18 protein-coding genes are annotated in these 19,162 nt (G+C 68.1%); 8 read left to right on the forward strand and 10 right to left on the reverse strand.

Annotated elements, in window-relative coordinates:
* Positions 1–22 precede the first annotated feature (22 nt).
* The 3 genes from VK98_RS02375 to VK98_RS02385 all read right to left on the reverse strand — a co-directional run bounded on the left by VK98_RS02375 (position 23) and on the right by VK98_RS02385 (position 2,368).
* Positions 23–709 carry an amino acid ABC transporter permease gene (locus VK98_RS02375; protein ID WP_048412607.1) on the reverse strand — a complete coding sequence of 229 codons (687 nt, stop codon included), beginning with the start codon at positions 707–709 and terminating at the stop codon, positions 23–25.
* Positions 706–1,446, reverse strand: a complete 741-nt coding sequence (locus tag VK98_RS02380; RefSeq protein WP_048412500.1) for an amino acid ABC transporter permease — start codon at positions 1,444–1,446, stop codon at positions 706–708. The genes VK98_RS02375 and VK98_RS02380 overlap by 4 nt, the downstream gene beginning before the upstream one ends.
* A 118-nt stretch (positions 1,447–1,564) precedes the next feature.
* On the reverse strand, positions 1,565–2,368 hold the full coding sequence (locus VK98_RS02385) for an ABC transporter substrate-binding protein (protein WP_048412501.1): 804 nt from the start codon (positions 2,366–2,368) through the stop codon (positions 1,565–1,567).
* Positions 2,369–2,815: 447 nt separating this feature from the next.
* On the opposite strand from VK98_RS02385, the gene VK98_RS02390 reads away from it, so the two are divergent.
* Genes VK98_RS02390 through VK98_RS23570 form a run of 7 tightly spaced genes read left to right on the forward strand, consistent with a single transcriptional unit; the run spans position 2,816 to position 8,785 of the window.
* On the forward strand, positions 2,816–3,424 hold the full coding sequence (locus tag VK98_RS02390) for a CDP-alcohol phosphatidyltransferase family protein (RefSeq protein WP_048412502.1): 609 nt from the start codon (positions 2,816–2,818) through the stop codon (positions 3,422–3,424).
* Positions 3,417–4,364, forward strand: coding sequence for a phosphatidate cytidylyltransferase (locus VK98_RS02395; RefSeq protein ID WP_156187736.1), 948 nt, complete (start codon positions 3,417–3,419; stop codon positions 4,362–4,364). The genes VK98_RS02390 and VK98_RS02395 overlap by 8 nt, the downstream gene beginning before the upstream one ends.
* A 7-nt stretch (positions 4,365–4,371) precedes the next feature.
* Positions 4,372–5,025 carry a lysophospholipid acyltransferase family protein gene (locus tag VK98_RS02400; protein ID WP_048412503.1) on the forward strand — a complete coding sequence of 218 codons (654 nt, stop codon included), beginning with the start codon at positions 4,372–4,374 and terminating at the stop codon, positions 5,023–5,025.
* 13 nt (positions 5,026–5,038) lie between these two features.
* Positions 5,039–6,826: a bifunctional alpha/beta hydrolase/class I SAM-dependent methyltransferase gene (locus tag VK98_RS02405; protein ID WP_048412504.1), complete on the forward strand. Its 1,788-nt coding sequence runs from the start codon at positions 5,039–5,041 to the stop codon at positions 6,824–6,826.
* Entirely contained in the window at positions 6,823–8,148 is a 1,326-nt protein-coding gene (locus VK98_RS02410; protein ID WP_048412505.1) for a phosphatase PAP2/dual specificity phosphatase family protein, read from the forward strand. Before VK98_RS02405 ends, VK98_RS02410 begins: the two co-directional genes overlap by 4 nt.
* Positions 8,145–8,534 (forward strand): hypothetical protein, encoded by a 390-nt coding sequence (locus VK98_RS02415; protein ID WP_048412506.1) that lies wholly within the window; start codon positions 8,145–8,147, stop codon positions 8,532–8,534. Before VK98_RS02410 ends, VK98_RS02415 begins: the two co-directional genes overlap by 4 nt.
* Before the next feature lie 41 nt (positions 8,535–8,575).
* A complete protein-coding gene (locus VK98_RS23570; RefSeq protein WP_156187737.1) occupies positions 8,576–8,785 on the forward strand; it encodes a hypothetical protein in 210 nt (69 codons plus the stop codon).
* A 203-nt stretch (positions 8,786–8,988) separates the two neighbouring features.
* Here VK98_RS23570 and phnE read toward each other — a convergent pair whose 3' ends face one another.
* The 4 genes from phnE to lgt form a co-directional block, all read right to left on the reverse strand.
* Complete coding sequence (phnE, locus tag VK98_RS02420; protein WP_048412507.1) at positions 8,989–10,557, reverse strand: phosphonate ABC transporter, permease protein PhnE; 1,569 nt, start codon at positions 10,555–10,557, stop codon at positions 8,989–8,991.
* Positions 10,551–11,348: a phosphonate ABC transporter ATP-binding protein gene (locus VK98_RS02425; RefSeq protein ID WP_048412508.1), complete on the reverse strand. Its 798-nt coding sequence runs from the start codon at positions 11,346–11,348 to the stop codon at positions 10,551–10,553. Before VK98_RS02425 ends, phnE begins: the two co-directional genes overlap by 7 nt.
* A complete protein-coding gene (locus tag VK98_RS02430; RefSeq protein ID WP_048412509.1) occupies positions 11,345–12,187 on the reverse strand; it encodes a putative selenate ABC transporter substrate-binding protein in 843 nt (280 codons plus the stop codon). Before VK98_RS02430 ends, VK98_RS02425 begins: the two co-directional genes overlap by 4 nt.
* 132 nt (positions 12,188–12,319) lie before the next feature.
* Entirely contained in the window at positions 12,320–13,171 is an 852-nt protein-coding gene (gene lgt / locus VK98_RS02435) for a prolipoprotein diacylglyceryl transferase (protein ID WP_048412510.1), read from the reverse strand.
* Positions 13,172–13,368: 197 nt separating this feature from the next.
* On the opposite strand from lgt, the gene ilvD reads away from it, so the two are divergent.
* Complete coding sequence (gene ilvD, locus VK98_RS02440; RefSeq protein WP_048412511.1) at positions 13,369–15,222, forward strand: dihydroxy-acid dehydratase; 1,854 nt, start codon at positions 13,369–13,371, stop codon at positions 15,220–15,222.
* Positions 15,223–15,431: 209 nt separating this feature from the next.
* Here ilvD and VK98_RS02445 read toward each other — a convergent pair whose 3' ends face one another.
* From VK98_RS02445 to VK98_RS02455, 3 genes are read right to left on the reverse strand one after another with little or no spacing between them, the layout of a single operon-like run.
* Positions 15,432–16,367, reverse strand: coding sequence for a LysR family transcriptional regulator (locus VK98_RS02445; protein ID WP_048412512.1), 936 nt, complete (start codon positions 16,365–16,367; stop codon positions 15,432–15,434).
* A 57-nt stretch (positions 16,368–16,424) separates the two neighbouring features.
* Positions 16,425–17,408, reverse strand: coding sequence for an agmatinase (speB, locus tag VK98_RS02450; protein ID WP_048412513.1), 984 nt, complete (start codon positions 17,406–17,408; stop codon positions 16,425–16,427).
* A gap of 21 nt (positions 17,409–17,429) precedes the next feature.
* On the reverse strand, positions 17,430–18,812 hold the full coding sequence (locus VK98_RS02455) for a sodium:solute symporter (protein WP_048412514.1): 1,383 nt from the start codon (positions 18,810–18,812) through the stop codon (positions 17,430–17,432).
* Between the last annotated feature and the right edge of the window lie 350 nt (positions 18,813–19,162).

A 19,162-nucleotide genomic window follows, 5' to 3' on the forward strand; every position in this document is an offset into this window, starting at 1 on the left:
GTTTACGCTGGCAAACCGGTACTCAGCCGGCCGGCAGACTCCAGCGCCTGTCGCTCCAGCGGCCCAGCCACTGCAGGCCGCCGCAGACCAGGAAATAAGCCAGCGCGATGAAGGCGAAGATTTCCAGCGGATAGACCTGTTCGCGGTTATTGACCTGGGTGGCGACGAAGGTGAACTCGGCCACGCCCACCACATAGGCCAGCGAGCTGTCCTTGATCAGGGTGATCCACTGATTGACGAAGGAGGGCAGCATCATGCGCAGCGCCTGCGGTAGCACGATCAGCCGCAGCGTCTGCCAGCGGTCCAGGCCCAGCGACAGCCCGGCCGCCCACTGGCCCGGGCCGATGGCGGCGATGCCGGCCTGCACCGACTGGCTCAGATAGGCGGCGTTGATCAGCGCCAGCGCCAGCACCACGGTGAGCACGCCGGGGATGTCCACGCCGAACAGGATGGGCAGCAGGAAATAGCACCAGAAGATCAGCATCAGCACCGGGACGGCGCGCAGCAGCGCCACCAGCGCGGCCAGCGCGCGGCGCGGGCCGGGCCCGCCCATGACCAGGGCGACGCCGCCGGCCAGGCCCAGCAGGCTGGCCAGCGCGCCGGCGGCGGCGCTGATGGCCAGGGTCAGCAGCAGGCCGCCGGGTTCGCCGTTGGCCAGATTGCCCCACAGCAGATAATCGAGATTGTCCTGAATCACCGGCGGCATCATCGCGGCGCCCTCCATGCCGGCTCGCCGCGCTGGCTCAGCGCCTGGGTCAGCAGTACCAGCAGCAGATAGGCGACGGTGGCGACGGCGAAGGCCTGGAAGGCGAGCAGGGTTTCGGTTTCCACCTGGCGCGAGGTATAGGACAGCTCGGCCACGCCTATGGCCATCGCCAGCGAAGTGTTCTTCACCACCGCGGTGTACTGGCCGACCAAGGGCCGGCGCGCCAGCGCCCAGGCCTGCGGCAGCACCACCCAGCGGAATTCCTGCCAGCCGTTCATGCCCAGCGCGCGCGCCGCCTGGCGCTGGCCGGCGGCGACGCCGCGCAGCCCGGCCCGCAGTTCGCCGCAGATGAAGCTGGCGCTGTACAGGGTCAGGCCCACCAGCGCGGCCAGGAATTCGAAGGACGGCCACGGCAGCGCCAAGCCGCCCGGCAAGGGCAGGCTGCGCGGGGTGTTCAGCCACAGCATGGCGGTTTCCGGCAGCAGGCCGGCCACGCCGAAATACCACAGCAGCAGCTGCACCATCAGCGGGGTGTTGCGGTGCAGGCTGACCCAGAAGCCGGCGCCATGGCTCAGCGCGCGCCAGCGCGATTCCAGCGCCGCGGTCAGCAGCATGCCGAGCGCGGTGGCGGCGGCGCAGACCAGCAGGGCCAGCCAGCCGGTGAGCAGCGCGCCCTTGAGCAGCCAGCCCAGGTAATGGGGCTCCAGCCAGTGGTGGCCGAGCCAGGATGGGGGATTCATTGCTTGCAGTCCTGTATTGCCAGAGCGGACCGCCGTTCAGCGCCGGCGGCGCCTGAAACGGCGAAACCGCCGGGCATGCCCGGCGGCTGAATGAGGGAAGCGAGACGCTCTTTATAACTTAGCTGGCTTCGCCGATCTTGAAGTCCCTGGGCAGCGGCGCCTTGGTGGCCGGGCCGAACCACTGATTGTAGATCTTGGCGGCCTGGCCGGATTTTTCCAGTTCCAGCAGGCTGTCGTTGACCGCCTTCAGCAGCCGCGCCTCGCCCTTGGGCAGACCGATGGCCTGGTATTCGCGGGTCAGGGTGAAGGGCGCCAGTTCGAACTTGGCCTTGTCCGGCGCGTTGGCCAGCAACGCGGCCAGCTTGGAGCCGTCCTGGCTGATGGCCTGGACGTTGCCGTTGCGCAGCGCGGTGAAGGCCAGCGGGGTGTCGTCATAGGCCACCACGGTGGTCTTCGGGTATTTGTCGCGCAGGTTCACTTCCTGGGTGGTGCCCTTGTCCACGCCCACGCGCAGGCCGGCCAGCTGCTCCGGCTTCTGCAAAGAACCCTTGCGGGCGATGAACTGCTGGCCGGAGGCGAAGTAGGGCAGGCTGAACGCCACTTGCTTCTTGCGCTCGTCGGTGACGGTGAAGTTGGCGGCCACCAGGTCGGCCTTGCCGGACACCAAGAGCGGCACGCGGTTGGCCGGATTGGTGGGGATCAGGCTGAGCTTGACGCCCAGCTTCTTGGCGATGTGCTGGGCCACGTCCACGTCCAGGCCGGAAATCTGGCGGGTCTTGGCGTCGAGGAAGCCGAAGGGCGGGTTGCTGTCGAAGGCGGCGACGCGCAGCACGCCGGCTTTCTTGATGTCGTCCAGACGGTCGGCCCAGGCGGCGCCGGCGGCGGTGCTCAAGGCGATGGCCAATGCGATGGCGTGTTTCATGATGATGCCCCTTGTCTGAGACGCGCCGCGGGTTTCGTTCGCGCCGGCTGGCGGCGCGTTTTCAGAAGATGCCGGCGCATCGTGATTCCGAGAAATTTCCTGCCATGGATAAGCCCATGACATGCGATGGGATGATGCTAAGGCATCCGGCAAATTCTTGGAAATTATTAAAAATTAGTCTTATATATTAATTTGTTTTGATGGTGTGATTTTCATCATCGGAACAATGCCTTGTCCGCATTGAGGCCGCGGCGGCGGCGGGCCGGTATTTTTGTTCGAGGTAGGATTGCCAAACAATTTCCTTTGCCGCGCTTTTCTGCAATCGGCATAATCGTGGTTTCCGTGCGTTTCCCTTGGCGGGCGCGCCGGCTGATTTACAACTTTTCTTGACGACTGTGATGACTGGCGCGCGAGCGCGCCGGACGGATCGGACGAGCCGAAGCCGAAATGCCCAGCATCTATCAACTCAAATCCCGCTTTCAGGACCTGCTGCGCCCCTTGCTGCGCGGCCTGGTCGCCGTAGGCGTCACCGCCAACCACGTCACGCTCGGCGCCATGCTGGCCTCCGTCGCCTACGGCGGCTGGCTGGCCTGCCAGCCGGGCCGGGCGCTGCCCTGGCTGCTGTTGCCGCTCTTCCTGTTCCTGCGCATGGCCTTGAACGCCATTGACGGCATGCTGGCGCGCGAGCACGGCCAGAAGTCTAGGTTGGGCGGCATCCTCAACGAGGTGGGCGACGTGGTGTCCGACGCCGCGCTCTATCTGCCCTTCGCCCTGCTGCTGGCGCAGCCGGCCTGGGTGGCGCTGGCGGTGGTGCTGGCGCTGCTGACCGAGTTCGTCGGCGTGCTGGGGCCCAGCCTGGGCGCGACGCGGCGCTACGACGGCCCGATGGGCAAGAGCGATCGCGCCTTTGCGTACGGCGCCTACGCGCTGCTGCTGGGCCTGTGGCCGCAGGCGGCGGCCTGGGGCGGCTGGGTGTTTGGACTGAGCGCCGCCTTGATGGCGCTGACCTGCGTCAACCGGGCGCGGGCCATTTTGAAAGAGGGCGAAGATGTTTAAACCGCTGTTGCCGCAAGCATTGATCTGGGCGCTGGGCGCCGTATTCGCGTTGCTGGTGATCGCCAGCGTCGCCGTCCGCGTGCTGGAAAGCCGCTCGCCGCAGAAGAACTGGCTGGAATTGAAGCTGCGCATCCGCACCTGGTGGTGGATCGTCGCCTGCTTCTCCTTGACCCTGTTGGGCAATGTGCCGCTGGCCTTGGTGGTGTTCGCGCTGATCAGCTTCCTGGCGCTGAAGGAATATCTGACGCTGTGCGCCACCCGCACCGCCGACCACGTGGTGCTGTTCTGGGCCTATCTGAGCATACCGCTGCAGTATTACTGGCTGGGCGTCCACTGGTACGGCATGTTCATCATCTTCATTCCGGTTTACATCTTCCTGTTCCTGCCGATGCGCATGGTGCTGATCGGCGAGACCCAGGGCTTCCTCAAGGCCGCCGCCTCGCTGCAATGGGGGCTGATGATCTGCGTGTTCTGCCTGAGCCATATGGCCGCGGTGCTGACCCTGCCGCAGCTGACCCATATCGGCGAGCCGGCCCAGGGCGCGATGCTGCTGTTCTACCTGGTGGCGCTGACCCAGCTCAACGACGTGGCGCAATACCTGTGGGGCAAGGCCTTCGGCCGGCGCAAGGTGGCGCCCAAGGTGTCGCCCAACAAGACGCTGGAGGGCTTCCTCGGCGGCGCGCTGACCACCTGCCTGCTGGGTTGGCTGTTGGGGCCGCTGCTGACGCCGTTTTCGCCGCTGCACGCGGCCTTGGCCGGCTTGTTGATCGGGGTGATGGGCTTTATCGGCGACATCGTGATATCCGCGGTGAAGCGCGACATCGGAGTCAAGGATTCCGGCCGCCTGCTGCCCGGCCACGGCGGGGTGCTGGACCGGCTGGATTCGCTGACCTATACCGCGCCGCTGTTCTTCCACTATGTCCACTATTTGTACTTCTGAGCCGATGATGAGCCGATTGCTGCGCATTCTGTTCGTATTGCTGCTGGCCCGGCCGGTGGTGCGTTTGTGGTTGGGGGTGACGGTGCGCCACCAGGAGCGGCTGCCGCTGCGCGGCCCGGCCATCGTGGTGGCCAACCACAACAGCCATCTGGACATCCTGGCCTTGTACAGCCTGTTCCCGCTGGGCCGCATCCCCGAGGTGCAGCCGGCGGCGGCGGCTGATTATTTCCTGAAAAACCGCCTGTTCGCCTGGTTCGCCACCCAGGTGGTGGGCATCATCCCGGTGGTGCGCGGCGGCGTGGCCAAGGGCATGGACCCGCTGGAAGGCTGCCGTGACGCGCTGCGCCAGGGCCGCATCCTGATCCTGTTCCCGGAAGGCTCGCGCGGCGAGCCCGAGGTGCTGTCCGAGATCAAGTCCGGCATCTGGTATCTGAGCCGCGATTTCCCGGACGTGCCGGTGGTGCCGGTCTATCTGCACGGCCTGGGCCGGGCGATGGGGCGCGGCCAGTGGCTGCCGGTGCCCTTCTTCGTCGACATCGCCATCGGCCGGCCGCTGCAGTGGCTGGAAGAGAAAACCGCTTTCCGCGAGCGCGTCCGCGAATCGCTATTGCACTTGAAGCAAAAAACGCTGCCCGCCGCGCCGGCGGAGCAGGAGGCTTGAAAGGAGCCCAGGCATGCGCCAAGCCGAGGAATCGCAGTTTGTCAGCTTTGATGGTCAAACCCTGTTTTATCGGCATTGGCCGGCGCTGACCACCGGGCCGCGGCCGCGCGCCATCGTGCTGCTGCACCGCGGCCACGAGCATTCCGGCCGCCTGCAACACCTGGTGGACGAGTTGCAATTGACGGACACGCCGATGTTCGCCTGGGACGCGCGCGGCCACGGCCGCAACGAGGGGCCGCGCGGCTACAGCCCCAGCCTGGGCGCCACGGTGCGCGATCTGGACTGCTTCGTCCGCCACCTGTGCCAGCGCCACGGCCTGGCGATGGAGGAAATCGTGGTGATCGCCCAGAGCGTGGGCGCGGTGCTGGCGGCCATTTGGGCGCATGACTACGCGCCGCGCGTGCGCGCGCTGGTGCTGGCCTCGCCGGCCTTCAAGGTCAAGCTCTACGTGCCCTTCGCCCGGCCCGGCCTCAGGCTGATGCAGCGGCTGCGCGGCAACTTCTTCGTCAACTCCTACGTCAAGGCGCGCTTCCTGACCCATGATCCGGAGCGCATTGCGTCTTACAACAGCGACCCGCTGATCACTCGGCCGATTTCCTCCAACATCCTGCTGGCGCTGTACGACACCGCCGAACGCATCGTCGCCGACGCTGGCGCCATCACCTTGCCGACCCAGTTGCTGATGTCGGGCGCGGATTTCGTCGTGCATCAGGGACCGCAGCGCGAATTCTTCCAGAAGCTGGGCAGCCCCCTGAAGGAAATGCACGTGCTGCCGGGCTTTTATCACGACACCCTGGGCGAGCGCGACCGCGCGCCGGCGCTGGACAAGATCCGCGCCTTCATCCAGCGGGTGGAGGCGGGCGCGCCGGCGGTGGACCTGAGCCGCGCCGACGCCGCCGGCTACACCGCGCTGGAATACCAGCAGCTGCAGCAGCCGCGTTCCTGGCTGTCGCCGCTGCGCTGGCAGTTCGCGCTGACCCGGCTGAGCCTGGCCACGCTGGGCCGCCTGTCCGCGGGCATCCGTCTGGGTTGGCGCACCGGCTTCGATTCCGGCAGCACCCTGGATTATGTTTACCGCAACCAGGCGTCCGGCCTGACGCCGCTGGGCCGGCTGGGCGATCGCGCCTACCTGGACAGCGTGGGCTGGAAGGGCATACGCCAGCGCAAGCTGAACCTGGAGGAGCTGATCGCCGCGGCGATGGGCCGCCTGCGCGCCGACGGCCAGCCGCTGCGGCTGCTGGACATCGCCGCCGGCCATGGCCGCTACATCCTGGACGCCGTTGCCGGCCAGCCGGTGGAGCACGTGCAGCTGCGCGATTACAGCGACATCAACGTCGGCGCCGGCCGCCGCCTGATCGCTGAACGCGGGCTGGACGCGGTGGCGCGTTTCGACCAGGGCAACGCCTTCGACCGCGCCGGCCTGGCCGCATTGCAGCCGGCGCCGACGCTGGCGGTGGTGTCCGGCCTCTATGAGCTGTTCCCCGAAAACGAACCGATTCGCCAGTCGCTGGCCGGCCTGGCCGAGGCGGTGCCGCCCGGCGGCTATCTGGTTTACACCAACCAGCCCTGGCACCCGCAGCTGGAACTGATCGCGCGCACCTTGAGCAGCCATCGCGGCGGCGCCGACTGGATCATGCGCCGCCGCACCCAGCAGGAGATGGACCAACTGGTGGCCGACGCCGGCTTCGAGAAGCTGGAGCAGCGCATCGACGAGTGGGGCATCTTCAGCGTCAGCCTGGCGCGCCGCCGCGTTGCCGCCGCAGCGGAACGGCCGCAGCCGCTGGCCGAGGCCGAGGCGTGAGCGCGCCGGCCGCGGCGGGCCGCCCCTGGCGGCTGGCCTGCCTGTGGCTGTTGTTGCTGGGACCCAGCTTCTTCCTGCTCTACGGCGCGGCCAATCAATACGCGGCCGGCCTGCCGCCGGAGCGGGTGGGCAATGTGGCGATGGCCTGGGAGCGCGCCATCCCGCTGTGGCCGTGGACCATCGTGCCGTATTGGAGCATAGACCTGCTCTACGGCGTCTCGCTCTTCCTGTGCGCCAGCCGCGCCGAACTCAATGCCCACGCCAAGCGCCTGCTGGCGGTCACCCTGTTGTCCTGTCTGTGCTTCCTGCTGTTTCCGCTGCGCTTCGGTTTCGAGCGCCCGCCGCTGGACGGCGTGTTCGGGCGGATGTTCGACCTGCTGATGGGCTTCGACAAACCGTTCAACCAGGCGCCGTCGCTGCACATCGGCCTGCTGCTGGTGCTGTGGCTGCGCTACTGGCAGCACACGCCGCCGCGCTGGCTCTGGCTGCTGCACGGCTGGTTCGCGCTGATCGGCGTATCGGTGCTGACTACTTGGCAGCACCATTTCTGGGATGTGCCCAGCGGCTTCGCGCTGGCGGTGCTGGTCTGCTATCTGTGGCCGATGCCGGCGCCGGCGGCGGAGCCCTGGCGCTCGCCCGAGCCCGGCCGCAGCCGGCGCCTGGGCGCGCGCTACGCGATGGGCGCCGCGCTATTGCTGGCGCTGGCGGCGGCGCTGGGCGGCTGGGGCTGGCTGCTGGCCTGGCCGGCGCTGGCCTTGGGCGTGCTGACGCTGGCTTATTGGCGGCTGGGCCCGGCCGCCTTGCAAAAGCACGCCGGCCGCCGCCGTTTCGCCGCGCGGGTATTGCTGTGGCCCTACAGTCTGGCCGCGCGGCTGACGCATGGCTATTTCCTGCGCCGCTTGCCGGGCGCGGAGGAAGTGATCGACGAGGTCTGGCTGGGTCCGGTCAGCGCCGCGCGCGACGCGCGCTTCGTCGCGGTGCTGGACCTGGCCGCCGAATACGACCGCCAGGCGCCCCAGGCCGCCGCCTACCACAGCCAGCCCTTGCTGGACCTGCTGCTGCCGCCGCCGGCGCAGCTGCGGCAGGCGGCGCTGGCCTTGCATCGGCTGCGGACCAGCCATCGCGGGCCGCTGCTGGTGCATTGCGCGCTGGGCTTGACTCGCAGCGCCGTGGTGCTGCTGGCCTGGCTGGTGCTCAGCGGCCGCGCCGACTCGGTGGAGCAGGCGCGCGCGCTGTTGCGGCAGCGCCGCCAGCGCGTGGAGTTGAGCGATGAGCAATGCGCGGAGCTGGCGCGCCAGTGCGCGCGATTGGAGCCCTTATGAACGCCGAACTGGCCCAGGCGCGGCTCAGTGCCGCCATCCTGGCTTCCTGTCGCTGGCTGTGCTGGCCCAGCTGGGGCTTGCTGCTCTTGTTGGCGCTGACGTCGCCACAATCACGGTGGCTGCCCGCGTGCGCCGCTGTTGCTTTATGGCAGGCCTGGCTGGGTTGGCGTCTGCAATTGGACGCGGCGCTGTTGCGGGCTTTGGATTCGGCTGGCACTCTTGAGGAGTTGGACCTGGCCTTGTCGCGACTATTTGGCCGCGACTTGGCCGGCCGCCCGCTGGAGGCGCGGCAGCGAGGCATGGCCCGCTTGCTGCGCGGTTTCTTGCTGGCGACCGGCTTGTGCTGGCTGCTATGCCTGGTCGGCTTGTTGGCGGGGCGGGTGTGAATAATAAGAAGATTCAAAGTCGTGGGAAGAGGAGAACCGTGATGAGCAAGAGAGCATGGTATGGCGGGGCGGTCTGCGCCTTGCTGGCCGCAGGCGGCGTGGCCTGGCTGGGGCTGATGCTGGCGGGATTCGGCGCGTCCGGCGGCAACGGCAACACGTCGGAGTGGCCGTTTGTGCTGGCCAAGGCCTTGGGTTTTGCGGGCTTGGCGATGTTTGTGTGTGGCTTGGTGGCCTGCAAGGAAGCCAATTAAGCATGGGATGAGAATGGACGGGGCGGCAGGCTAAGGCTTGCCGCCCCGTTCGTCGTCTCAGAGCCTGTTCATAATCTGCTGCGCTGTGTGGAGCGTTACACGGTGAGTACCGCTTCGAAATGCTCATGTACCATGTGTACATTCCGCTTTCTCAGCCGTTTTCGCCTTGTCTCGCTCTTGCTCGCGAGATTTTGAACAGGCTCTCAGCCCATGCGCTGTCGCAGCGCGCGGCTCAGCTGTTCCACGCCCCAGGACAAGGCCACCATGGCCAGGATGACGGCGGCGGCGGCCTGCTGCTGGAACAAGGACAGCGCCAGGTAGAGCTGCTGACCCAGGCCGCCGGCGCCGACGATGCCGAGCACGGTGGCGATGCGGATATTGTTTTCCCAGCGGTACAGCGTATAGGCCAGCCACTGGCTGGCGACCACGGGCAGCGGCCCGTAGCAGAAGGCGGCGACGCGGCCGGCGCCGGCGTGCAGCAGCGCCTGCTCCGCCTGCGGCGGCGCGTTCTCCAGCGTTTCCGCGAACAGGCGGCCCAGCACGCCGGCGGTGTGCATCGCCAGCGCCAGCACGCCGGCGGCTGGCCCCAGGCCCAGCGCCAACACCGCCAGCGCCGCCCACAACAGATCCGGGATGCCGCGCAGCGCGTTCAGCAACAGCCGCGTCGCGCGCTTGGCGGCGGCGCCCAGCCGGCCGGCGGCGGGCAAGGCCAGCGGCATCGCCAGCAAGGCGGCCAGCACCGTGCCCAGCGCCGACATCGCCAAGGTTTCCACCACGCCTTGCCCCAACTGCCGCAGGGCGGCGGCGGAGAAGTCCGGCGGCAGGAACTCCATGGCGAAGCGCGGCAGGCCGCGCCAGTCGAAGCCGTTGGCGCGCCAGTCCGGCCACAGCCAGGCCAGGCTGAAGACGGCCAGCGCGCCGCCGGCCAGCAACAGCCGGCCGCCGCCGCCGTCGCGCTCCAGCGCGCGCCGCGACCAGCGGCTGACGCCTTCGCTCAAGCCCACCAGCATCAGAAACACCAGCAGCAGGGTGGCGACTTCGCCGCCGTTGAGCATTTTCAGGCTGCTGTCCAGCAATTGGCCGATGCCGCCGGCGCCGACGAAGCCCATCACCGCCGACGCGCGGATCGCGCATTCCCAGCGGTAGACGCTGTAGCTGATCAATTCCGGCAACGCCTGCGGCCACAGCGCCCAGCACAGCCGCTGCCAGCGGCTGGCCCCGGCGGCCGCCAGCGCCTGCGCCGGCGCGTGCGACTGGGATTCCAGGATTTCCGCGTAGACCTTGCCCAGCATGCCGCCGTAGGCCAGGCCCAGCGCCAGCACCGCCGGCAGGCTGCCCAGGCCGGCTGCGCGGACGAAGAGCAGCGCCCAGACGATGTCCGGCACGCCGCGCAGCCACACCATCAGCCCGCGCAGCAGGCTTTGCGCCGCCAGCGTGGCGCGATGAGGCGGGGAGGCGGTCAGTTGGTGATCGTCCAGCGCGCGGCTGGTGGCGAAGGCCAGCGGCGCGCCCAGCAGCATGGCCAGCAGCAGGCCGGCGCTGGCCACCGCCAAGGTGGTGGCGGTTTCCTTCGCGACTTCTCTCAGGAAATCGCCGTCGTGGGCCGGCGGCAGAAAGCCGGCGGCGAAGCGCGCCAGGCCTAGCCAGGTGTCGCCGTTGAGCAGGGTGCCCAGCGTGAATTGGGTGAGCGGCAGCGTGGGCAGCAGCAAGGCCAGGGTCAGCAGCAGCCAGCCCAGCCGCGCGCGCGCGGCCGGGTCGCGCGGCTTCAGCATTGCAAGCCTCTCAGCGCGGCCGCCGCCGCGGGCGTTTCCGTCGCGGCCTCGGGCGCGTCGCCGGCGTAGAGTTCGGTCAGCCGCGCGGAGTCGACCTGTTCGCGCGGCAGATCGAAGGCGACGGCGCCGTCGCGCAGGCCGATGATGCGCGGGAAGTGCTCCAGCGCCAGTTGCACCGAGTGCAGGCTGACCAATAGGGTGGCGCTGCGCGCGCGCGCGTCTTCGCACAGCAGGCGTACGCTGTCGTCGGCCAGCCTGGGGTCCAGCGCCGACACCGGCTCGTCGGCCAGCAACAGTTCCGGGCGCTGGTACAGCGCGCGGGCGATGCCGACGCGCTGGCGTTGGCCGCCGGACAACTGCTCGCAGCGCTGCCACAGCTTGTCGGCCAGGCCCAGCCGTTCCAGCTCGGCGGCGACGCCGGCGGCGTCGTCCGGCCACAGCAGGCGGCGCAAGGCCGCCAGTTCGCCGCTGTGGCCCAGCCGGCCGGCGGCCACCGCGTGGATCACCCGCTGGCGCGGCGGCAGCGGCGGCGCCTGGTAGACGCTGCCGATGCGCGCGCGCAAGGCGCGCAGGGCGCGGCGCGGCAGGCGCCAGGGATCGTCGCCCAGCAGCCGGACCGCGCCGGCGTCCGGGCGCAGGCCGGTGTTGGCCAGCAGCAGCAGCGAGCTCTTGCCGGCGCCGGACGGGCCGATCAGGGCAGCCTGTTCGCCGGCGGCCAGCCGCAGCTCGATGTCGCGCAGGATGGCGGCGCCGCCCAGCTTCAGGCCGGCGCCGTGCAGCTCCAGGCTCACTTCAGCAGCCCGGCGGCCGTGGCGGCGGCTTCTATGCCCTGGTAGTTGTCCGGCTTGGTGGGGATGAAACGGCTGGCGCGTTGCAGGTCCAGCACGGCTTTCTGATCAGGATTCTTGGCGTCCAGCTTGAGGAAGGCCTGGCGGATCTTGTCCTGCAAGCCCTTGTCCATGCTGCCGCGCACCGTCCAGTTGTAGTCGTAGTAGGGCGGGGTGGTGGCGATCACGCGCACCTTGGCGCTGTCCACCTTCTTGCTTTCCACCAGCTTCTGCCACACCGAGCTGTTCAGCACCCCGGCTTCCACCTTGCCGGCGGCCACCCAGGCCACGGTGGCGTCGTGGGCGCCGGAGTAGGCGACGTTCTTGAAGAAGCTCTCCGGCTTGATGCCGTCCTTCTGCATGAAGTAGCGCGGCATCAGGTGGCCGGAGGTGGAGGAGGCGGAGCCGAAGGCGAAGCTGTCGCCCTTCAACTCCTTCAGGCTCTTGGCCGGGCCGGAGGTGATGAAGGTGGAGGTGAACTTGCTGTCCTCCTCGCGCTGCACCAGCGGCACCACCTTGCCGCGCTGGCTGGCCTGCACATAGGTGAAGCCGCCCAGCCAGGCCAGGTCCAGCTTGTCCGAGGTCAGCGCGGTGACCACGCCGGCGTAGTCCGACACCGGCACGAACTGCACCTTCATGCCCAGCTCTTTTTCCAGGTATTGGCCCAGCGGCGCGAATTTGCGCTGCAGCTCGGTGGGCGATTCGTCGGGGATCGCGGAAACCTTGAGCACGGTCTGGGCGGCGTTGGCCAGGGCGGCGGCGGCCAGCAGCGCGCCGGCCAGCGTCAGTTTGATGGCGGTCATGGGGACTCCTCTATTCATCACGGACCAAAAGCCGCCAGGGCGGGCGGCTCAAAAAAGGCCAGTCGCGGGACTGGCCTTGGGGCGGAGAGCCAAGGCCCGCCGCGCATGGAAAGTATTCTAGCCTAGCTTGGCTCAGGCCGCCTTGCGCCGGCCGAACAGGTAGAACAGCGCCAGGCCGATCACGATCATCGGCAGGCTCAGCCACTGGCCCATGCTGATCACGTCGGACTGGCCGAAGATGCCGGCGTCCGGGGTGCGGAAGAATTCGCTGCCGAAGCGCGCCAGGCCGTAGCCGATCAGGAACAGCGCCGACACCCGGCCGCGGACGCGGGTCTTGGCGCTGAACCACCACAGCAGCGCGAACAGCGCCAGGCCTTCCAGCGCGAACTCGTAGAGCTGCGACGGGTGACGCGGCAGGCCGCCGTACTGGAGCAGGGTCACCATCAGGTCGGACGACTGCTGCGCCTGGATCAGATCGTCCATCTTGGCCTGCGGGAACAGCATCGCCCACGGCAGCTTGGGATCGGCCACCCGGCCCCACAGCTCGCCGTTGATGAAATTGCCGATGCGGCCGGCGGCCAGACCCAGCGGCACCAGCGGCGCGATGAAGTCGGTGACTTCCCAGAAGCTGCGGCCGTGCTTGCGCGCGAACAGCGCCACGCCGATCAAGACGCCGATGAAGCCGCCGTGGAAGGACATGCCGCCCTTCCACACCATCAGGATTTCCAGCGGGTGGCTAAGGTAATAGCCGGGCTGGTAGAACAATACCTCGCCCAGGCGGCCGCCCAGCACCACGCCGACGGCGCCGTACATTAGCAGATCGTCCAGCAGTTTGGAGGTGAGGAAGGCGTGGCCGCGCTTGATGCGGTAATTGCCTAGAATCAGGAAGCTGGCAAAGCCCAGCAAATACATCAGGCCGTACCAATGAATGGCCAACGGGCCCAGCTGGATGGCCACGGGGTCGAACTGCGGATGAATGATCATTTGTCAGTCGTGTGCGTTTGCGGTAAAAGAATGTGGACGGATTATATGGGAAAGCGTTCCCACGCGTCGCGCGGCCCACCCGCCGCCCGGCGCATTTTTGCCTTGAGCTCCCCGGCACCCGGAGCCAGGCGGCCTGGTTTTAAGCCAAACCGGGCCTGGAGCGCCTTTCCGCCCATGTAGAGATTAAGGAATCAGCAATGCCCCAATACCGCTCCCGCACTTCCACCGCCGGCCGCAATATGGCGGGTGCCCGCGCCCTGTGGCGCGCCACCGGCATGAAGGACGACGACTTCGGCAAGCCCATCATCGCCATTGCCAACAGTTTCACCCAGTTTGTGCCCGGCCATGTGCACCTGCACAATATGGGCCAGCTGGTGGCGCGGGAAATCGAACGCGCCGGCGGCGTGGCCAAGGAATTCAACACCATCGCCATCGACGACGGCATCGCCATGGGCCACGGCGGCATGCTCTACAGCTTGCCCAGCCGCGACCTGATCGCCGACAGCGTGGAATACATGGTCAACGCCCATTGCGCCGACGCGCTGGTGTGCATCTCCAACTGCGACAAGATCACCCCCGGCATGCTGATGGCCGCGATGCGCCTGAACATCCCGGTGGTGTTCGTCTCCGGCGGCCCGATGGAGGCCGGCAAGGTGCAGTGGGGCAACGACATCCGCAAGCTGGACCTGGTGGACGCGATGGTGGAGGCCGCCAACAGCGCGGTGTCCAACGAGGACGTCGAGCGCGTGGAGCGCTCCGCCTGTCCCACCTGCGGCTCCTGCTCCGGCATGTTCACCGCCAATTCCATGAACTGCCTGACCGAGGCGCTGGGCCTGTCCCTGCCCGGCAACGGCAGCCTGGTGGCCACGCACGCTGACCGCAAGGAATTGTTCCTGCGCGCCGGCCGGCTGATCGTGGACATCACCAAGCGCCATTACGAACAGGACGACGCCAGCCTGCTGCCGCGCGCCATCGCCACCAAGGCCGCGTTCGAGAACGCGATGAGCCTGGACGTGGCCATGGGCGGTTCCACCAATACCGTGCTGCACCTGCTGGCGGCGGCGCAGGAAGCCGGCGTGGACTTCAAGATGGCCGACATCGACCGCATCTCGCGCTCGGTGCCGTGTCTGGCCAAGGTGGCGCCGGCCACCCAGAAATACCATATGGAAGACGTGCACCGCGCCGGCGGCGTGGTGGCCATCCTGGCCGAGCTGGACCGCGCCGGCCTGATCCGCCGCGAGGTGCCCACCGTGCACAGCGCCACGTTGGGCGAGGCGCTGGAAGCCTGGGACATCTGCCGTCACGGCGAAGACAGCGAGGCGCGGCGCTTTTACCGCGCGGCGCCGGGCGGCGTGCCCACCACCATCGCCTTCTCGCAATCCATGCGCTACCCGACGGTGGACGACGACCGCGCCGAAGGCTGCATCCGCGACCGCGAACACGCCTATTCCCAGGACGGCGGCCTGGCGGTGCTGGCCGGCAATATCGCAGAGCGCGGCTGCATCGTCAAAACCGCCGGCGTCGACGACTCCATCCTCAAGTTCAACGGCCGCGCCCGCATCTTCGAAAGCCAGGACGCGGCGGTGGAGGCCATCCTGGCCGACCGCATCGTGGCCGGCGACGTGGTGGTGATCCGCTACGAAGGCCCCAAGGGCGGCCCGGGCATGCAGGAAATGCTGTATCCCACCAGCTATCTGAAGTCCAAGGGCCTGGGCAAGGAGTGCGCCTTGCTGACCGACGGCCGCTTCTCCGGCGGCACTTCCGGCCTGTCCATCGGCCATGTGTCGCCGGAAGCGGCCGAGGGCGGAGCCATCGGCCTGGTGGAAGAGGGCGACCGCATCGAGATCGACATCCCCGGCCGCAGCATCCGCCTGGCGCTCAGCGACGAGACGCTGGCGGCGCGGCGCGCGGCGATGGAGGCCAAGGGCCGCGACGCCTGGAAGCCGCTGGGTCGCGACCGCGTGGTCAGCCCGGCCTTGCGCGCCTACGCGGCGATGACCACCAGCGCCGACACCGGCGCTGTGCGCGACGTGACGCAAGTCGAGAAGTGAACGGCGAGAAGTGAACGCGGGCAGTTCTGCCCCCTGCGTGAAGAACGGCGGCCTTGGCCGCCGTTTTCTTTGGCTAAGAACCTGTTTACGATCTGCTGCGCGTCGTGAAACGTGACACGGTGAGTACAACTTCGAAATGCTCATGTACCGTATGTACACTCCGCTTTCTCAGCTGTTTTCGCCTTGTCTCGCGAGATCGTAAACACGTTCTAAGGCTCGATGTCGCTGGTCGCGCGCCCGGCTTCCGTCACGTTCTGGGCCGCCTGGATCAGCATGTCCAGCAGCCGCGCCAGCGCCGGTTTCAGCGGCGCGCCCTGGCGGGTGACGGCGTGAAAGCCCGAGTGATAGGCCAGCTGTTCCGGCAGCAGCGCGCGCAGGCGGCCGGCGTCCACCCAATGCCGGGCGTAGTGGGTGGGCAGATAGCCAAGATAGGTGCCGGACAAGACCAGGGTGGCGATGGCCTCCATCGAATACGCGCTGACCACTTGGCGCAAACGCCAGTTCTGCGGCCGCTGGTGCTCCGCCATATAGCCGCGTCCGACGTAGTCCGCCGCGCAAATCTGCTGCTGGCTGGGGGCGGCGACGGCAAACAGCGGGTGCTGCCGCGAGCAATACAGATTCTGTTCCTCGGAAAACAGCGGCTGATAACGCAGGCCGGACAACTGATGGTGAAAGGCGCCCAGGCCAAGTTGCAGCCGGTCTTCCAGCACCGCCTGTTCCAGTTCGTCCGGCCGCATGGTGTGCAGATGCAGCTGCGCTTGCGGCCATTGCCGGCGGAACTGGCGGATGACGGCGGGCAAGGGCGCGCGCGGCAGACTGAGCAGGCCGTCCACCGCGCCGAGATACAGCGCTTCGCGGCGGGGCTCGCCCAGCGCGTTGGCTTGTTCCCGAAACTGCTCGATCTCGCGCAACAGGCCCTGCGCGGCCTGATAGAGCGCCTGGCCGGCCGGCGTCAGCTGGAAGCCGCCGTTGCCGCGCCGGCACAGCGAATAGCCCAGCCGCTGTTCCAGATCGCGCACCGCCACGCTCAGGCGCGGCAGGCCGGTGTTCAGTTTGGCCTGGGCGGCGGTGAAGCCGCCGGCCTCGACGATGCTGCAAAAGATGCGCAGCAGACGCAGATCCAGATCCGAGACATTGCCTAGCATCGGGCCTCCCGCGGCGTGGGGTCGAACAGGGCGCGGGCTGGGCCCGCCGTCCCGAGTTTACGAAGCCCCTTCCGCGCCGGCAAGCGAGCCGGGCGCGCGGCGCGATTCGGCCAGCAGGCACAGCAGTTCGAACATCAGCGTGGCGCCGAGCAGCGCGGTGGCGCCGCCGACGTCGAACGGCGGCGACACCTCCACCACGTCGGCGCCGACCAGGTTCAGCCCGCGCAGGCCGCGCAACAGCTGCAGCGCCTGCAGGCTGCTGAGGCCGCCGATTTCCGGCGTGCCGGTGCCGGGGGCGAAGGCCGGGTCCAGCGCGTCGACGTCGAAGCTGATGTAAGTCGGCCCGTCGCCGACGATGCGGCGGGCCTCGGCCAGCGTCGCCTGGACCCCCAACTCGGCGAAGCTCTCCATATGGATGACGCGGATGCCGCAGGCCTGGGCGAAGTCCTCGTCCTCGGCGGAATAGATGGAGCCGCGGATGCCGATCTGCACCGTGCGCCTTGGATCCAGCAAGCCTTCCTCCACCGCGCGGCGAAACGGCGTGCCGTGGGTGTAGCGCTGCTGGCCGAAATAGCTGTCGTTGGTGTCCGAATGGGCGTCGAAATGCACCATGCCCAGCGGCCGGTCCCGCGCCAGCGCGCGGAAGATGGGCAGGGTGATCAGGTGGTCGCCGCCCACCGCCAGCGGCAGCGCGCCGGCCTGGCGGATGCGGCGGAAAAAGCCCTCGATGCGCTGCAGCGAGTCCATCAGATCGATGGGATTGACCGGCGCGTCGCCCAAGTCGCCGACGCGCGCCAGCTCATAAGGGGAGAGGCGGCTGAGCGGATGCACCCTGCGCATCAGGCTGGACTGGTTGCGCACCTCGCGCGGGCCGTGGCGGGCGCCGGCCCTGTACGTGGTGCCGCCGTCCCAGGGCACGCCGACCAGCGCGACGTCGAGCTGGGCGGGGTCCTCGCAGAGGGGCAGGCGCATGAAGCTGGGAATGCCGGCGAAGCGGGGAACCTGGGCGGCGTCTACGGGTTGGGGGAAGGCGGTGGGCATGGGAAGGCTCCTGAACTGGGGTTATTTGCTGGCGCTTAGCGAGGGCGCCGGCGCGGTCATCAGGCTGACGCCGACAAAGCCCAGCAGATTGGCGGCCAGGCCGTAATAGATGGGGGTGTTGGCGGTCAGGCCGTCGAGCATCATCAGCGCGACGACGGTCAGGCTGCCCAGCAGCATGCCGGCCATGGCGCCCTGGGCGGAGGCGCGGCGCCACAGCAAGGCACCGAGAATGGGCACCAGCAGCCCGCCCACCAACAGGTTGTAGGCGATGCTGAGGCCGGCGATCACATCGTTGACCAGGCAGGACAGCAGCAGCATGAGCAGGCCCAGGCCCAGCGTGATCCAGCGGCTGCCGGCCAGGTGACGTTGGTCGCCGCGGCGCAGGAAACGGCTGTAGACATCCTCTTTCAGCACCGTGGCCGCGGCCAGCAGACAGGCGCTGGCGGTGGACATGATCGCGGCCAGCGCGGCGGCGGCCACCAGGCCGCGCAGGCCGGCCGGCAGCAGGCTGCGGGTGAGTTCAGCGAAGGCGTTTTCCGTTACCGCCAGTTCCGGCAGCAGCCGCCGGGCGGCGACGCCGATCAAGGCGCAGGCGGCGCCGTAACAGACGCAATAGCCGCCGGCGGCCAGGCCGGCGTAGCGCACCACCCGCTCGCTGCGGGCGGTGAACAGCCGTTGCCAGATGTCCTGGCCGATCAGCGCGCCGAAGAAGTACAGCAGGAAGTAGGCGACGATGGTGTCCAGACCGATGGCGCCGAGTTCGAAGAAGCTGGCCGGCAAGCCCGCCCGCATCGCGTCCAGGCCGCCGGCTCCGGCCACGCTGAGCGGCAGCAGCACGCCGAAGATGCCGACGGTCATGATCACGAACTGGACGATGTCGGTCAGGGTCAGCGACCACATGCCGCCGATCGCCGAATAGAAGATCACCAGCCCGCCGCCGAGCAGAATCGCCGGAATGCGCGGCAGGCCGAACATCACCTCGGTCACCGAGCCGATGGCGATGGTGGCGGTGACCGCCACCATCAGGTCGTAGCCTATCATCACCACGCCGCCTATCAGCCGGGACGAAGCCCGGTAGCGCTGCTCCAGGATCTGGGTGACGGTGAACACCCGCATGCGGGCGATCTGCCGCGAAAACGCCAGGCTGAGCGTCATGACGCCCAGGCCCAGCATGAGCACCAGCCACAAGCCGGAAATGCCGTATTGATAGCCCAGGCGCACCGATCCTATGGTGGAGGCGCCGCCCAGCACCACTGCGGACAGGGTGCCGAGATACAGCGTCGGCCCCAGGCGGCGGCCGGCCAGCAGAAAATCGTCGCGGGTTCGCGCGCGGCGCATCCCCCACCAGCCCAGCCCCGCCATCGCCAGCGCGTAGGCCAGTATCGTCGCGTAATCGATAAGCATCGTGCACCTCGCTTGAAGCGGCGCCGATGGGTGTTCGGCGGCCCGGCAGCCATCATGGCAAGGCTTGCCCGGGCCTTACATAGCGAGGAAGGCAAGCGGGCTTGCCGATTGCGGCAAGTAGCGGCGAATGGCCGGCGGACAGCTGTTGATATTCGTCATATTTCCGTAACCGTTTTGCGGATAGGATTTGGGCCGTGCGGTTTTTTTGCCGCGCGGCCCATTGTTTTTTGCATGGCAGCAACCATCTGTTCCCCATCGGCATGAGCCCGGCCGCCGCCGGGGCCTCCTGTGGCCGCCTCGCTTCCTGTCGCCCGTTCATGGCGGCGTCTTAGTCTTGTTCATTTGTTTTC

The organism is Chromobacterium sp. LK11 (genome assembly GCF_001043705.1).
Classification (GTDB): domain Bacteria; phylum Pseudomonadota; class Gammaproteobacteria; order Burkholderiales; family Chromobacteriaceae; genus Chromobacterium; species Chromobacterium alkanivorans.

What these genes read in the sequence shown, in the direction of transcription:
- VK98_RS02385 (WP_048412501.1), bottom strand. Translation starts at nt 2,368, where the DNA reads ATGAAACACGCCATCGCATTGGCCATCGCCTTGAGCACCGCCGCCGGC.
- phnE (WP_048412507.1), bottom strand. Translation starts at nt 10,557, where the DNA reads ATGCTGAAGCCGCGCGACCCGGCCGCGCGCGCGCGGCTGGGCTGGCTG.
- VK98_RS02375 (WP_048412607.1), bottom strand. Translation starts at nt 709, where the DNA reads ATGATGCCGCCGGTGATTCAGGACAATCTCGATTATCTGCTGTGGGGC.
- ilvD (WP_048412511.1), top strand. Translation starts at nt 13,369, where the DNA reads ATGCCCCAATACCGCTCCCGCACTTCCACCGCCGGCCGCAATATGGCG.
- VK98_RS02445 (WP_048412512.1), bottom strand. Translation starts at nt 16,367, where the DNA reads ATGCTAGGCAATGTCTCGGATCTGGATCTGCGTCTGCTGCGCATCTTT.
- VK98_RS02455 (WP_048412514.1), bottom strand. Translation starts at nt 18,812, where the DNA reads ATGCTTATCGATTACGCGACGATACTGGCCTACGCGCTGGCGATGGCG.
- VK98_RS02400 (WP_048412503.1), top strand. Translation starts at nt 4,372, where the DNA reads ATGAGCCGATTGCTGCGCATTCTGTTCGTATTGCTGCTGGCCCGGCCG.
- speB (WP_048412513.1), bottom strand. Translation starts at nt 17,408, where the DNA reads ATGCCCACCGCCTTCCCCCAACCCGTAGACGCCGCCCAGGTTCCCCGC.
- VK98_RS02380 (WP_048412500.1), bottom strand. Translation starts at nt 1,446, where the DNA reads ATGAATCCCCCATCCTGGCTCGGCCACCACTGGCTGGAGCCCCATTAC.
- VK98_RS02405 (WP_048412504.1), top strand. Translation starts at nt 5,039, where the DNA reads ATGCGCCAAGCCGAGGAATCGCAGTTTGTCAGCTTTGATGGTCAAACC.
- VK98_RS02390 (WP_048412502.1), top strand. Translation starts at nt 2,816, where the DNA reads ATGCCCAGCATCTATCAACTCAAATCCCGCTTTCAGGACCTGCTGCGC.
- VK98_RS02430 (WP_048412509.1), bottom strand. Translation starts at nt 12,187, where the DNA reads ATGACCGCCATCAAACTGACGCTGGCCGGCGCGCTGCTGGCCGCCGCC.
- VK98_RS02395 (WP_156187736.1), top strand. Translation starts at nt 3,417, where the DNA reads ATGTTTAAACCGCTGTTGCCGCAAGCATTGATCTGGGCGCTGGGCGCC.
- VK98_RS02415 (WP_048412506.1), top strand. Translation starts at nt 8,145, where the DNA reads ATGAACGCCGAACTGGCCCAGGCGCGGCTCAGTGCCGCCATCCTGGCT.
- VK98_RS23570 (WP_156187737.1), top strand. Translation starts at nt 8,576, where the DNA reads ATGAGCAAGAGAGCATGGTATGGCGGGGCGGTCTGCGCCTTGCTGGCC.
- lgt (WP_048412510.1), bottom strand. Translation starts at nt 13,171, where the DNA reads ATGATCATTCATCCGCAGTTCGACCCCGTGGCCATCCAGCTGGGCCCG.